This is a genomic window from Actinoplanes octamycinicus, from assembly GCF_014205225.1.
In the GTDB taxonomy this organism is placed as follows: Bacteria; Actinomycetota; Actinomycetes; order Mycobacteriales; family Micromonosporaceae; genus Actinoplanes; species Actinoplanes octamycinicus.
In genome coordinates this window covers 2,448,953-2,462,725 of sequence record NZ_JACHNB010000001.1, presented here as the reverse complement: position 1 = coordinate 2,462,725, position 13,773 = coordinate 2,448,953, and the positions used below count along the sequence as shown (strand labels likewise).

Sequence of the window (13,773 nt, the reverse complement as noted above, 5' to 3'; positions counted from 1 at the left end):
ATCCGACACGGCCCCACCGGTCAGTCCTCGATCGTGGGCGATCCGTCCGGGAAGAGGGTGCCGTGCACGGTCTGCCAGATCTCCTCGTTCGCCGCCACCAGCAGCCCGCGACGCTGGTTGGTCGGCAGGTACTCGGCGCCGTCCAGGTGCCGGGCCACGCCGCCGGACTCGCGCACGATCAGCGTGCCGGGCGCGTGGTCCCACGGCAGGATCCGCCAGAACATGGCGAACTGCTGCCGGTCGGTGGCGATCGCCGGGTACTCGTAACCGGCGCAGTGCCGGCCGTTGGTGTAACCGCCGAGCTGGTCCGCGTGCGCGTCGACCTGGTCGCGGAAGTCGTCCGGGAAGTACTTCCGGGAGATCACCCCGTGCAGGTCGCCGGCGACCGGCGCGTCGGCGCGGGTCTTCAGCCGCACCCCGTCGCGGAACGCGCCGGAGCCCGCCTCGGCCAGGGTGAGCCGGTCCTCGACCACGTCGAGGATCCAGGACGCGGTCGTGACGCCGTCCCGGACCAGGGCCACCATCACGCAGAACGGGGTCAGCCCGGCGGCGAAGTTGTTGGTGCCGTCGACCGGGTCGACGATCCAGACCGCGCCGCCGGCGCCGATCCGGTCCCGCACGGACGGATCGGCCGCGACCGCCTCCTCGCCGACCACCACCGAGCCGGGCAGCAGCGCGGTCAGGCCGCGGGTCAGCGCCCGCTCGGACTCCTGGTCGGCGATGGTGACCATGTCACCTGGGCTCTTCTGGTGCACCTCGTCGGCGGCCAGCCGCTGGAAGCGGGGCAGCACGACGGTCTGCGCGACCTCACGGATCAGGTCGGAAACTCGATCAAGCACGCGGCGGCAACTTCACGACGCTGACGAAGAACTCGTCGATCTGGCGGATCACCGCGATGAACCGCTCGAAGTCGACCGGCTTGGTCACGTAGGCGTTGGCGTGCAGCTGGTAGCTGCGCAGGATGTCCTCGTCGGCGGACGAGGTGGTGAGCACGACCACCGGGATCCGGCCCAGCTCGTCGTCCTTCTTGATCTCGGCGAGCACCTCGCGGCCGTCCCGCTTGGGCAGGTTGAGGTCCAGCAGGATCAGGTCGGGGCGGACCGCGTTCGCATACTGCCCCTCGCGGCGCAGGTAGGACAACGCCTCGGAACCGTCGGAGACCACGTTCAGCCGGTTGCGGACCTTGTGCTCCTCGAACGCCTCCTGGGTCATCAGGACGTCGCCCGGATCGTCCTCGACCAGCAACACCTCGATCGGAGTCCCGCTGTCACGTTCAAGACTCATGCGTCCACCACCTCTCGGCTCTCCCGCTCCTCGTCCGGATCGTCGGCCCCGATCAGAACCGGGAGCGTGAACCAGATGGACGCCCCCGGGGAGACGTCGACGTCCAGCCAGATCCGTCCGCCATGGTATTCGACGATCTTCTTGACGATGGCCAGTCCGATGCCGGTCCCCTCGTAGGCGTCGCGCGCGTGCAGCCGCTGGAAGATCACGAAAACCTTGTCGGCGAACTCGGCCTCGATCCCGATGCCGTTGTCCCGCACGTTGATCCGCCACTCCTTGCCGTCCCGCTCGGCGGTGATCCGCACCTCGGGCGGCACGTCCGGCCGGCGGAACTTCAGCGAGTTGCCGATCAGGTTCACGAAGAGGGTGGTGAGCAGCGGCTCCTCGCCCTCCACAGTGGGCAGCGCGCCCCAGGTGATCTCCGCCTCGCCGCCGGCCCGCGCCTCCAGCTGCGATTTCACCTCGCCCAGCACCCGGTTCAGGTCGACGTCGGTGAAGCCGCTGGTGAGCCGGCCGATCCGGGAGAACGCCAGCAGGTCGTTGATCAGCCGCTGCATCCGCTGCGCGCCGTCCACCGCGAACCCGATGTACTGGTCGGCCCGCTCGTCCATCTGCCCGGCGTAGCGGCGCTGCAGCAGCTGGCAGAAGCTGGCCACCTTGCGCAGCGGCTCCTGCAGGTCGTGCGAGGCGACGTAGGCGAACTGCTCCAGGTCCCGGTTGGACCGGGTGAGCTCCTCGGCCTGGCTCTGCAGCTGCTGGTTGACCCACTCGACCTGCTGCCGGGCGTCGCGCACCTCGGACAGCTCGGAGGCGATCTGCTGGCGCATCACGTCGATGTCGGCGGCCAGCGCGACCAGGTCGGGCGAGCCGTGCACGCTCTCGATGTGCCGCTGGTAGTCGCCGGCCGCCACCTGGCGCACCTGCCCGGCCAGCTCGATGATCGGGCGGCTGACCAGCCGGTCCAGCAGGATCAGCAGGAACACCCCGGCCAGCACGACGATCAGGGCGGCGGCGATCTCGATGGCCACCATGGTCTGGCTGGAGCTCTTCGCGGCGTTCGCGGTGCTCGCCCGCAGCACCTGGATGTGCTCCTGCATCCGGCTGATCGCGGCGCGCAGCTCGTCGAACTGGGTGGTGTTGCCGGCCTCGATCCGGGCCTGCGCGGCCTTCACGCCGTCGGTCCGCACGGTCTCGATGACCGGCTCGGACACCGACCGGTGCCAGTCGTCGATCCGGGTCTTGACCTCGTCCAGCGTGGCCCGGATGTCCCGGTCGCCGGGGCGCAGCAGCCGCTCGATCCGGGCGATCTGATCACCCTGGTCCTTCAGCCCTTGACGGTACGGCTCCAGGTTGGAGTCCTGCCCGGTGATCGCGAAGCCCCGGATGCCGGTCTCCTGGTCGACCATCGCGGTGCTCAGCCCCTCGCCGGCGGCCCGCATCGGGCTGACCCGGTCCAGCACGTCGTCGAGCTGCTGGTTGTGCGCGGCCGCGGTGACCGCGGCGAACGCACCGAGGAGGGTCAGGATCAGGCCGACCACCACGCAGAGCGCGACGATCCGGCCACGCAGAGTCCATGATCGTACGTTGAGGTAGCTCACCGCCCGCGCCCCCGGGAGATCAGCAGCATCGCCACGTCGTCGGTCAGCGGGCCACCGTTGTCCTGGTCGGCGCGGCCGACCAGCCAGGCCGGCAGCGCGGTCAGCGGGACCTGGCGCGAGTCCGGCTCGTCCAGCAGCTTGCACAGGCCGTCGACGTCCAGACGCTCGTCGCCACCGCCGGTGCGTCCCTCGATCAGACCGTCGGTGTACATCAGCAGGGACCAGTCATCGCCGTCGAACTCCAGCTCGGTAGCGGGTGTGGGAGTAGGACGTACCCCGAGCACGATCCCGGTACGCGCGCGCACCGGCGCCGCCCGGCCCGCGCTCAGCACCACCGGCGGCGGATGGCCGGCCAGCCGCACCGTGGCCCGGTTGCCCGGCAGGTCGATCACCGCCGAGGCGACCGTGGCGAACACCTCCCGGGCCCGCCGCTCGGTGATCAGCACCTGTTCGAGTGACGCCAGCACCTGCTCCTCGGGGACCCCGGCGAGGACCAGCGCCCGCCAGGCGACCCGGAGCTCGACGCCGAGCGCGGCCTCGTCGACCCCGTGCCCGCAGACGTCGCCGACGATCACGTGCAGCCGGTCCTCGCCGATCTGCACCACGTCGAAGAAGTCGCCGCCGAGCAGGCCGGCCGCCCGCCCGGACCGGTAGAACGTCTCGACCAGCACCTCGCTGGTCTGCATCAGCGGCTTGGGCAGCAGGCCGCGCTCCAGGCGGGCCGACTCCTCCTGGCGCAGCTCCACCTCGCGCAGCCGGCGCGCGTTCTCGTCGGCGCGTTTGCGCTCCACCGCGTAGCGCAGCGCCCGGACCAGCCAGACGCCGTCGACCTGGCCTTTGACCAGGTAGTCCTGGGCACCCTCGGCGACCGCCTGGACACCCAGGTGCTCGTCGGAGCGGCCGGTGAGCACGCACACCGCGGCGCTGCCGGCGACCGCCAGCAACTTGCGCAGCCCGTCGATCCCCTCGGCGTCCGGCAGGCCCAGGTCGAGCAGCACGCACTCGGCCTCGCCGACCAGCGAGGTGGCCTCGCGCAGGCTGCTGGCGACGGTCAGCTCGAACGGCGCCTCGGCCTCGGCCAGCAGCTCACGGACCAGGAAGGCGTCGCCCTCGTCGTCCTCGACCAGCAGGATCCGCAGTCGCTCCAACTGGTTGAGCGCGTACGTGCGGGGCGCGAGCGAACGCTCCATCATCTAAGAATCCCCACTCGACGCATCAGTGACCCGGAAATCGTGTACCACCGGGCCCGGCGGCACAACACCGGTCACCACCTCGTGACCTGCCCTCACGCCGACTCGCTGGGAGCGTTGCCACCGTCGGACCGGGCCACCCGGCGGGCATGATCAGCGATCACCTGTCCCAGGATGCCGTGCAACCGTCCGCAGTCCCGGCAGTGCAGGTTCTCGTCTAGGTGGCGACCGCCACAATCGACGCACTCGCCGCGGTCCTCCGGGTCGCGATAGGACGCCAGGGCGCGGCACATCGCCCGGATCAGGTGATCACTCATCGGGAACACCTGGTCACCGTGCGCGGTGCGGACCCCGAGCAGGGCCACCGGCGGGGTGCCCGGATGCGGGTCGTAGGGAGCCACCGCGTCGATGAACTCCGCGATGACGGCGGCCGGGTCGAGCGAGGCAGTCACCCGGACAACGCTATTGCACGTTGCAATTGATCTACCGGGTACCCGGATGTCGTACCCCGGCTGTTAGATGTCACCCATGCGTGACGCCGCTCTCCTCCGGCCGGCACGGCGTGGCCTCGCCGCGCTGGCCGTCCTCGCCGTGCTGGCCCTGGCGGGCTTCGCCGCGGTCCGCTCGATCCTGCCTCCGGCGGCGGCCCCGGTCTCCGCCCCGGCCGGCGAGTTCAGTGCGGAGCGCGCGTTCCAGCACGTGCGGAGCATCGCCACCCGGCCGCACCCGGCCGGCAGTGCGGCCAACGACCAGGTCCGCGACTACCTGGTGCAGACCCTGCGCGGCCTGGGGCTGACCCCGGAGGTGCAGGACACCGTCTCGCCGCAGGGCGGCGAGCTGTCGGCCAGCGCCGGCGGCACCGGCCTGGCCCGGGTGCGCAACGTGGTGACGGTGATCCCGGGCACCGCCTCGACCGGGCGGATCTTCCTGGTCGCGCACTACGACTCGGCGCAGACCGGTCCGGGTGGCAACGACGACGCGGCCGGCACCGCCACCATCCTGGAGACCGCCCGCGCCCTGACCAGCGGCGGCAAGCTGCGCAACGACGTGGTGCTGGTGCTCACCGACGCCGAGGAGGCCTGCCTGTGCGGCGCCGAGGCGTTCGTCCGGCAGCACCCGCTGGCCCGGGACAGCGGCGTCGTGCTGAACCTGGAGGCGCGCGGCAGCTCCGGCCCGGCGATCATGTTCGAGACCTCGGCGGGCAACGCCAAGCTGGTCGAGGCCTACGCGCACGCGCCCTACCCGGTGGGCACCTCGTTCGCCGTGGAGATCTACCGCCGGTTGCCGAACGACACCGATTTCACCGCGTTCCGGGACGCCAAGTTCACCGGGCTGAACTCGGCCTACATCGACGGGGCCGCGGTCTACCACGCGCCCACCGACCTGCCCTCCGCGATGGACCGGGACAGCCTGCAGCACCACGGGGCGAACGCGCTGGCCGTCGCCCGTGAGCTGGGCGGCGAGGACCTGACGTCGGAGCTGCGCGACCTCGGCGACGCCACCTACTTCCCGGTGCCCGGCCTGCTGGTCCGTTACCCGGGCGCGCTGGTCTGGCCGCTGGCCGTGCTGGCCGTGCTCGCGGTCGGCGCGCTGGCCTGGCTGGCCCGGCGCCGGGGCCGGCTGACCGGGCGGCGGCTGGCCCTGGCCGGCGCGCTCACCGTGGTCCCGATCGTGGTCTCGGTGGTGCTGGCCCAGCTCTTCTGGGCGGCGCTCACCCTGATCCGGCCGGAATACGGCGCGCTGCCGATCGATCCGTACCGTCCGGGTCTCTACCGCGCCGGGGTGATCGCGCTGGCCGCGGCCGTGGTGTTCGCCTGGTTCGCGCTGCTGCGCCGCCGGCTCGGCGCGGCCGCCCTGGCAGTCGCCGGTCGGGGCTGGCTGGCCGGGCTCGGCGTGCTGCTCGCCGCGCTCACCCCCGGCGGCGCCTACCTGGCGACCCTGCCGGCCCTGGCCGGTGCGCTCGGCGCACTGGTGGCTCTTTTCGTACGGGGCTGGGCCGCGACCGCCGCGATCACGGTAGGAGCCGCGGTGGCCGTGGTGATCCTGCTGCCCACCGTGATCATGCTGTTCCCGGCACTCGGCATGGGGATGGGCGCGGCCGGCGCGTTCCTGACCGTGCTGCTCCTGCTCGCGCTGCTGCCGGTGATCGACCTGATCCACCCGTCCGCCGAGCCGGTGCAGGGGCTGCCCGCCGCCCGGGCCCGCCGCCGCGGCGCGCTGCCCACGCTGGCCGCCTCGCTCACCGTCCTGGTCTGCGCCGCCGCCGGCCTGGTGGTCGACCGGTTCGACGCCGAGCACCCGGCACTCACCCAGTTGATGTACGCGCTGGATGCCGACACCCGCACCGCGCAGTGGCTGAGCACCGAGGCCAGCACCCAGGAGTGGACCTCGCAGTACGTCGCCGGTGACCCGAAAGCGGTCGCCGAGATCCTGCCGGCCTTCGGCGACGAGGAGTTGCGGACCGGTCCGGCGCAGCCCGCCGACCTGCCCGCTCCGCTGGTCACCGTGACCACCGACCTGAAGACCTCCGACCGGGTCCTGACCCTGCTGGTGAAACCGCAGCGGACGGCCCGTTTCGTCACCCTGCACGTGTCCGCGGCGAGCCAGGTGCTCACCGCCACGGTCGGCGGCAAGGTGGTCCCGGTCGACAAGGCAGCCGGCGGCGGGTGGGGCTTCGGCTTCATCTTCCACGCCCCGCCGCCGGAGGGCGTGCGGGTCGCGCTGACCCTGCGCGGCACCGGCCCGGTGAAGCTGCGGGCGATGGACGCCAGCGACGACGTCACCGCGATGCCCGGTTTCCACGCCCGGCCGGCCGGCGTCGGCGTCCTCGGCTCGCACAGCAGCGAGATGGTCGCCGTCGCCAAGACCTACGACTTCTAGCCGCTCACCGACCCCGGCCGCGCCGCCCGGCCGGGGCCTCGTGGCGGAAGTGCACGAAGAGCCGGCCCCAGTTGTCGCCGTCCTTCTCGACCCGGTGATACAGCTGCTTGATCTCCTTCTGGTCGAGGAAGCGGATCACCTTCTTCTTCAGCGCGCCGCTGCCCTTCCCCGGGATGATCTCGACGAGGGCCGCCTTCTTCTGGACGGCCTCGTCGATGATCCCGCGCAGGGCCTTGTCGATCTCGTGGCCCTTGTTGAAGATGTCGTGCAGGTCGAGCTTCAGCTTCATGGCGATGACCTTATGCCGACTCGTTCTTGCCGAGCCAGGTCTCGACCCGGCGCAGCGCGTCCTGGTAATCGGGCTGCTGCTTCATCGCGGCGGCCAGCCGCAGGTGCGGCAGCGCCTCACGGAAACGGCCGGCCCGCTCCAGGGTCCGGCCGAGCACGTGGTGCGCGTAGTGATCCGAAGGATCATGCTCGATCAGTGCCCTGAGCTGCGTCTCCGCCCCGTTCAGCTGGGCCGAGTTGAAATAGGCCCGGGCGAGCAGCTGACGGACCGCGGTGTTCTGCGGCTCGGCCTCGACGATCGGCTCGAGCAGCCGGGCGGCGCCGAGCGGGTCACCGGACTCGAAGAAGAAAGTGGCCCTGCGGTACTCCTCGAGAAGATCCACGTGCACTCCCCACGCTCGTGCCCTGACCAACGCTTGCACAACATCGGGCGGACGGCGAGTGTTCCAGCGGCTGAAGTCACCGCCCCGGCTCATCCCGCGCGACTGCCGTGCCGAAGACAAAGCGGCTGCCGTGCCGAAGACAAAGCGGCTGCCGTGCCGAAGAAAAAGACGGCCCCGGCTGCCCTGCCGGCGACGAAGACGGCACCGTACGCGTCTCACAGTTGCTACACAGGAAACGGAAAGCCGGCGCAGAGCGTCGCCCAGCACAGTAGGGGCATGACGATGGCGAACGCAGACTCCAGCACCGAACTCCGGCGGCCGGACGGCACCCCGGTGCGGGTGCTCGTGGTGGACGACGAGCCGACGCTCGCCGAGCTCCTCTCGATGGCGCTGCGCTACGAGGGCTGGGAGGTCAGGAGCGCGGGCGACGGGCTCTCCGCGGTCCGCACCGCGCGCGACTTCCGCCCGGACGCCGTCATCCTGGACATGATGCTGCCCGACATCGACGGGCTGGAGGTGCTGCGCCGGCTGCGCGGCGAGTCGCCCGAGGTGCCGGTGTTGTTCCTGACCGCCAAGGACTCGGTGGAGGACCGGATCACCGGGCTCACCGCCGGCGGCGACGACTACGTCACCAAGCCGTTCAGCCTGGAGGAGGTGGTGGCCCGGCTGCGCGGGCTGATGCGCCGGATGGGGCACGCCCCGATGCGCACCGACTCGCAACTCGTCGTCGGTGACCTCTCGCTCGACGAGGACTCGCACGAGGTGCGCCGCGCCGGTGACCTGATCACCCTGACCGCCACCGAGTTCGAGCTGCTCCGCTACCTGATGCGCAACCCGCGCCGGGTGCTGAGCAAGCCGCAGATCCTGGACCGGGTGTGGAACTACGACTTCGGCGGGCAAGCCAACGTCGTGGAGCTGTACATCTCGTACTTGCGGAAGAAGATCGACGCCGGTCGCGCCCCGATGATCCACACCATGCGCGGCGCCGGCTACGTGCTCAAGCCGGCCGACTGACGATGCGCCTCGCCGACAAGACCCCGCGCCCCGCCCGCTGGCGGAGCCCGGCGGGCTGGCCGCTGCGCACCCGGCTGGCCGCCACCATGATCGCGCTGCTCGCAGTCCTGGGCCTGGTCGTCGGCGGCACCGCCACGTTCTACGTCAAGCAGTCGCTGTACAAGCAGGTTGACAGCAAGCTGCACGACGCCCGATTCGCCCTGAGCGGCGGAGGCGGCAAACGGCAACCGGGCGACCCGTTCCGGGGCTCCTACCTCGCTCTCAACAAGCCTCCGCCGAACGTCACCAAGGGTTCGGTCGTCCTCTTCCTGGACACCTCGAGGCAGCAGGTCGGCGGTGGCCTGGTCCAGTTCCAGCCGGACTCCACCGGACCCGGCGGCAACGAGTACGGCGACCTGAGCGCGACCGCACTCGCCGCGCTCACCTCGGTCACTCCCGACGATGGCGCGGTCAGCGTCGATCTCGGTGACGAGGGCTCGTTCCGCGCCGAGGCCACCGAGGTCACCATCCCGAGCGGCGAGCTGGCCGGCAGTTATCTCGTAGTGGTCGGGCTGCCCCTCAAGGACGCCAACGCCACGCTGATCCGGGTCGCCGGCTTCACCGGATGCGTCGTGCTCGGGTCGCTGCTCATCGCCGGCTGGGGTGGGGCGCTCATCGTCCGCCGTACCCTCAAGCCTCTGGATCGGGTCGCGGCCACCGCGAGCCGGGTCGCGGAATTGCGCCTGGACCGCGGCGAGGTGCAACTCGCGCAGCGAGTGCCCGAGGCCGACACCGACCCGCGCACCGAGGTCGGCCAGGTCGGCGCGGCGCTGAACCGGATGCTCGACCACGTCGGCAACGCGCTCGAGGCCCGGCACAACAGCGAGATGCAGGTCCGCCAGTTCGTCGCGGACGCCAGCCACGAGCTGCGCACCCCGCTGGCCGCGATCCGCGGTTACGCCGAGCTGAGCCGGCGCAGCCGCCAGCCGATCCCGGACGAGCTGGCCCACGTGCTGGGCCGGGTCGAGTCCGAGGCGAAGCGGATGACCACGCTGGTCGAGGACCTGCTGCTGCTGGCCCGGCTGGACGCCGGCCGCCCGCTCGCCCAGGACCCGGTCGACCTGACCATGCTGGCCGTCGACGCGACCAGTGACGCGCACGCGGCCGGCCCGGCGCACTTCTGGCAGCTGGACCTGCCGGACGAGCCGGTCACCGTGATCGGCGACGGCGCCCGGCTGCACCAGGTGCTGGCGAACCTGCTGGCCAACGCCCGCACGCACACCCCGGAGGGGTCCACCGTCACGGTCAAGGTCGGCACCGTGCCGAACGCCGCCGTGCTCCAGGTGATCGACAACGGTCCGGGCATCCAGGCCGAGCTGGTCCCGCACATCTTCGAGCGGTTCGCCCGCGGCGACAGCTCGCGGTCCCGGGCGGCCGGGAGCACCGGCCTCGGCCTGTCGATCGTGCACGCCGTGGTCACCTCGCACGGCGGCAAGGTGGGCGTGCAGAGCCGGCCCGGGCAGACCGTCTTCACCGTGATGCTGCCGGCCGCCGCCGCGCCGGCCGTCCCAACTGCTGAACATCACACGCCATATCTGCCCCGGGTGGGCTGAGCGCGGCTATGCTGGCGGGCATGTCTCAGGGATGGTCGTTCTATTGGTTTACGAGGCCGGCTCACGCCGGTGCCTCGGCCATGACCGCATGACCTGAGACACCCGCCAGAGCCGGCTGAGGCAGCGACGACGTCGCTGCCTTTTTGTTTGCCCCCGAGCAAACCGGCTCTCGCGACAGGGCCGGTCGAGAAAGAGAGATCGACATGACCGCCCCTGAGGTGCAGCGCGTCCGCGACCAGCGGATCGAGAAGATCGTCCCGTTGATGAGCCCGGCGCTGCTGCACCACGAGCTGCCGCTGACCGCCGAGTTGCACGACACCGTGCTGGCCGGCCGCAAGCAGGTCGAGGACGTGCTGAACGGCCGAGATCAGCGCCTGCTGGTCGTGGTCGGGCCGTGTTCGGTGCACGACCCGGTCGCCGCCGGCGAGTACGCCGACCGCCTGAAGGTGGAGGCCGAGCGGCTCAGCGAGGACCTGCTGATCGTGATGCGGGTGTACTTCGAGAAGCCGCGCTCCACGGTCGGCTGGAAGGGTCTGATCATGGACCCGGCCCTGGACGGTTCCGGCGACGTCGGCACCGGCCTGCGGATCGCCCGCAAGCTGCTGCTCGAGGTGGTCAGCCGGGGTCTGCCGGTGGCTGTCGAGTTCCTCGACCCGATCACCCCGCAGTACATCGCGGACACCGTGGCCTGGGGCGCGATCGGCGCCCGGACCGTCGAGTCGCAGGTGCACCGCCAGCTCTCGTCCGGCCTGTCGATGCCGATCGGGATGAAGAACCGCCCGGACGGCAGCGTCGCCACCGCGGTCGACGCGATCCACGCCGCCGCGGCGCAGCACGTCTTCCCCGGCATCGACTACTCCGGCACCCCGGCGATCCTGCACACCACCGGCAACCCGGACTGCCACCTGGTGCTGCGCGGCGGTGGCGGCAAGCCGAACTACAGCGCCGCGGACGTCGAGGCGTCGCTGCAGCTGCTGCGCAAGGCCGGTCTGCCGGAGCGCCTGGTGATCGACTGCTCGCACGGCAACAGCAACAAGGACCACCACCGGCAGCCGATCGTGGCCGAGGACATCGCCGGGCAGATGGAGGCCGGGCAGCGGGCGATCAGCGGCGTGATGCTGGAGAGCTTCCTCGAGCCGGGCCGCCAGGAGCTGGGCGAGAACATGACCTACGGCCAGTCGGTCACCGACGCGTGCATGGGCTGGGACAGCACGGTCGCGACGCTGGAGCGGCTGGCCGCGGCGTCCGCCAAGCGCCGGTCGCTCTGAACCTCCTGTGGTGAGTCCCGCCGGCACCCGGCGGGACTCACAGGGAGCGCACAGTGACGGCACAAGGACGCGACAGCGCCCCTGTCAATAGTTCATCGAGTACGCATCAGCCAGCTCTGGGAGTACCTCGATGACAGCCGTCGCACCCCCCGCCTCACTGTCCGTCATCGACGGTGAAACGCCCCCGGTGGTCAGCAAAGACCCCCGATGGGTCCGTCCGGCCCTGCTCGCCCTGTTGATCGGCACCGCGGTCCTCTACCTCTGGGGGCTCGGCGCCTCCGGCTGGGCCAACGCGTTCTACTCGGCCGCGGCCCAGGCCGGCTCGGCCAGCTGGAAGGCGTTCTTCTACGGCTCGTCCGACGCCGCCAACGCGATCACCGTGGACAAGACGCCGGCATCGCTATGGATCATGGCGATTTCGGTACGCCTGTTCGGCCTCAGCTCGTGGAGCCTCCTAGTCCCGCAGGCGCTGCTCGGCGTCGCCACCACCGGCCTGCTCTACGCCACCGTGCGCCGCGGCTTCGGCCCGGTCGCCGGCCTGCTCGCCGGCGCGGTCTCGGCACTGACCCCGGTCGCCGTGCTGATGTTCCGGTTCAACAACCCGGACGCCCTGCTCGTGCTGCTGATGGTGGCCGGCGCCTACGCCACCCTGCGCGCGGTGGAGAACGGCGCGACGAAGTGGATCGTGCTGGCCGGGGTCTTCGTCGGCTTCGGCTTCCTCACCAAGATGCTCCAGGCGCTGCTGGTGGTCCCGGCCTACGGCCTGGCCTACCTGATCGCCGGCCCGCCGAAGCTCGGCAAACGGATCGGGCAGTTGCTGCTCTCGCTGGGCGCGCTGATCGTCTCGGCCGGGTGGTACATCGCGATCGTCGAGCTGGTGCCCGCCTCGGCCCGGCCGTACATCGGCGGCTCGCAGAACAACAGCCTGCTGGAACTCACCCTGGGCTACAACGGCCTGGGCCGGCTCAACGGCGAGGAGACCGGCAGCGTCGGCGGCGGCGGCCGGGGCGGCAACGGCGGTGGCATGTGGGGCTCGACCGGCTGGGGCCGGCTCTTCGAGAGCGCGCAGGGCGGTCAGATCTCCTGGCTGCTGCCGGCCGCGCTGATCGTGCTGGCCGCCGGCCTGGTGATCACCGCCCGCCGGCCGCGCACCGACCCGCGGCGCGCCGGACTGCTGCTGTGGGGCTCGTGGCTGCTGGTCACCGGGCTGGTCTTCAGCTTCATGCAGGGCATCTTCCACGCGTACTACACGGTGGCGCTGGCCCCGGCGGTCGGCGCGGTCATCGGCATGGGCGTGACCTTGCTCTGGGGGCGGCGGCGCAACCCAGTCGCCGCGCTGACCCTGGGCGCGGCGATCGGGGTGACCGCGTGGTGGTCGTCCGTGTTGCTGGGTCGCAGCTCCGACTTCCTGCCCTGGCTGCGCACGCCGGTGCTGGTGGGCGGGATGGTGGCGGCGGTCGCGGTGGTCGCCGCGTTCCGGCTGTCCCGCCGGATCGCCCTGGTGGCCGGGGTGGTCGCGCTGGTCACGGCGCTGGCCGGGCCGGCGGCGTACGCGGTGCAGACCGCCTCCGAACCGCACACCGGGTCGATCCCGTCGGCCGGGCCGGCGGTGGCCGGCGGCTTCGGCGGCCCAGGCGGCGGCCGGGGCGGTTTCCCCGGTGGCGGCAACCGAGGCGGCTTCCCTGGTGGCAATCGCGGCGGTTTCCCCGGTGGCCAGGCACCGGGTGGCGGCCCCCAGAACCAGGGCGGCTTCCCTGACGGCGGCCGGAACCCAGGGGGTCAGGGGCGCGGCGGCATGGGCGGCCTGCTCAACGCCGCCTCGGTCAGCGCCGAGATGAAGGCCCTGCTGGAGAAGGACGCCGACAAGTACACCTGGGTCGCCGCCGCGGTCGGCTCCCAGAACGCCTCCGGCTACCAGCTGGCCACCGAGGAGCCGGTGATGCCGGTCGGCGGCTTCAACGGCACCGACCCGTCCCCCACCCTGGCCCAGTTCAAGGAGTACGTGGCCGCCGGAAAGATCCACTACTTCATCGGCGGAGGCGGCTTCGGCGGCGGAGGTGGGGCCGGGAGCGGCGGCGGCAGCGACAGCAGCCAGATCGCCTCCTGGGTGGCCGACAACTACACCGCACAGACCGTCGGCAACGCCACCGTCTACGACCTGACCGCCTGACCCACCGGAGCGAACGGCGGAGCCGCCCGGCACCATTTCAAGATTCAATTAATGAATCACACCCGTCAATGCCAGTGTCGATATGACGGCACTCGGGCGGGCCGCC

The 13,773-nt window shown here is 71.4% G+C and carries 12 protein-coding genes; 5 read left to right on the top strand and 7 right to left on the bottom strand.

The window, feature by feature from the left end:
* Positions 1-20: 20 nt before the first annotated feature.
* From BJY16_RS11060 to BJY16_RS11040, 5 genes are all read right to left on the bottom strand, one after another.
* Positions 21-839, bottom strand: a complete 819-nt coding sequence (locus tag BJY16_RS11060) for an inositol monophosphatase family protein (protein ID WP_185039344.1) — start codon at positions 837-839, stop codon at positions 21-23.
* Positions 832-1,284 carry a response regulator gene (locus BJY16_RS11055; protein WP_185039342.1) on the bottom strand — a complete coding sequence of 151 codons (453 nt, stop codon included), beginning with the start codon at positions 1,282-1,284 and terminating at the stop codon, positions 832-834. Before BJY16_RS11055 ends, BJY16_RS11060 begins: the two co-directional genes overlap by 8 nt.
* A complete protein-coding gene (locus BJY16_RS11050) occupies positions 1,281-2,882 on the bottom strand; it encodes a sensor histidine kinase (protein ID WP_185039340.1) in 1,602 nt (533 codons plus the stop codon). The genes BJY16_RS11055 and BJY16_RS11050 overlap by 4 nt, the downstream gene beginning before the upstream one ends.
* A complete protein-coding gene (locus BJY16_RS11045) occupies positions 2,879-4,075 on the bottom strand; it encodes a PP2C family protein-serine/threonine phosphatase (protein WP_185039338.1) in 1,197 nt (398 codons plus the stop codon). Before BJY16_RS11045 ends, BJY16_RS11050 begins: the two co-directional genes overlap by 4 nt.
* Positions 4,076-4,167: 92 nt before the next feature.
* A complete protein-coding gene (locus tag BJY16_RS11040) occupies positions 4,168-4,524 on the bottom strand; it encodes a hypothetical protein (RefSeq protein WP_185039336.1) in 357 nt (118 codons plus the stop codon).
* A 76-nt stretch (positions 4,525-4,600) separates the two neighbouring features.
* Between BJY16_RS11040 and BJY16_RS11035 the strand changes: the two genes are divergently transcribed.
* Complete coding sequence (locus tag BJY16_RS11035; RefSeq protein WP_185039333.1) at positions 4,601-6,952, top strand: M28 family peptidase; 2,352 nt, start codon at positions 4,601-4,603, stop codon at positions 6,950-6,952.
* Between the two features lie 4 nt (positions 6,953-6,956).
* On the opposite strand, the gene BJY16_RS11030 is transcribed toward BJY16_RS11035, so the two are convergent.
* Together BJY16_RS11030 and BJY16_RS11025 are read right to left on the bottom strand one after the other, a co-directional pair.
* Positions 6,957-7,241 (bottom strand): Smr/MutS family protein, encoded by a 285-nt coding sequence (locus tag BJY16_RS11030; protein ID WP_185039331.1) that lies wholly within the window; start codon positions 7,239-7,241, stop codon positions 6,957-6,959.
* 10 nt (positions 7,242-7,251) lie between these two features.
* Positions 7,252-7,623, bottom strand: coding sequence for a tetratricopeptide repeat protein (locus BJY16_RS11025; RefSeq protein ID WP_185039329.1), 372 nt, complete (start codon positions 7,621-7,623; stop codon positions 7,252-7,254).
* A gap of 276 nt (positions 7,624-7,899) precedes the next feature.
* Between BJY16_RS11025 and BJY16_RS11020 the strand changes: the two genes are divergently transcribed.
* From BJY16_RS11020 to BJY16_RS11005, 4 genes are all read left to right on the top strand, one after another.
* A complete protein-coding gene (locus BJY16_RS11020) occupies positions 7,900-8,637 on the top strand; it encodes a response regulator transcription factor (protein WP_185039327.1) in 738 nt (245 codons plus the stop codon).
* Positions 8,638-8,639: 2 nt separating this feature from the next.
* Positions 8,640-10,229 (top strand): sensor histidine kinase, encoded by a 1,590-nt coding sequence (locus tag BJY16_RS11015; protein ID WP_185039326.1) that lies wholly within the window; start codon positions 8,640-8,642, stop codon positions 10,227-10,229.
* Positions 10,230-10,432: 203 nt separating this feature from the next.
* Positions 10,433-11,497, top strand: coding sequence for a 3-deoxy-7-phosphoheptulonate synthase (locus BJY16_RS11010; protein ID WP_185039324.1), 1,065 nt, complete (start codon positions 10,433-10,435; stop codon positions 11,495-11,497).
* Positions 11,498-11,627: 130 nt separating this feature from the next.
* Positions 11,628-13,667 (top strand): ArnT family glycosyltransferase, encoded by a 2,040-nt coding sequence (locus BJY16_RS11005; protein ID WP_185039322.1) that lies wholly within the window; start codon positions 11,628-11,630, stop codon positions 13,665-13,667.
* The last annotated feature ends 106 nt before the right edge of the window (positions 13,668-13,773 follow it).

What these genes read in the sequence shown, in the direction of transcription:
- BJY16_RS11035 (WP_185039333.1), top strand. Translation starts at nt 4,601, where the DNA reads ATGCGTGACGCCGCTCTCCTCCGGCCGGCACGGCGTGGCCTCGCCGCG.
- BJY16_RS11045 (WP_185039338.1), bottom strand. Translation starts at nt 4,075, where the DNA reads ATGATGGAGCGTTCGCTCGCGCCCCGCACGTACGCGCTCAACCAGTTG.
- BJY16_RS11030 (WP_185039331.1), bottom strand. Translation starts at nt 7,241, where the DNA reads ATGAAGCTGAAGCTCGACCTGCACGACATCTTCAACAAGGGCCACGAG.
- BJY16_RS11055 (WP_185039342.1), bottom strand. Translation starts at nt 1,284, where the DNA reads ATGAGTCTTGAACGTGACAGCGGGACTCCGATCGAGGTGTTGCTGGTC.
- BJY16_RS11015 (WP_185039326.1), top strand. Translation starts at nt 8,640, where the DNA reads ATGCGCCTCGCCGACAAGACCCCGCGCCCCGCCCGCTGGCGGAGCCCG.
- BJY16_RS11010 (WP_185039324.1), top strand. Translation starts at nt 10,433, where the DNA reads ATGACCGCCCCTGAGGTGCAGCGCGTCCGCGACCAGCGGATCGAGAAG.
- BJY16_RS11020 (WP_185039327.1), top strand. Translation starts at nt 7,900, where the DNA reads ATGACGATGGCGAACGCAGACTCCAGCACCGAACTCCGGCGGCCGGAC.
- BJY16_RS11005 (WP_185039322.1), top strand. Translation starts at nt 11,628, where the DNA reads ATGACAGCCGTCGCACCCCCCGCCTCACTGTCCGTCATCGACGGTGAA.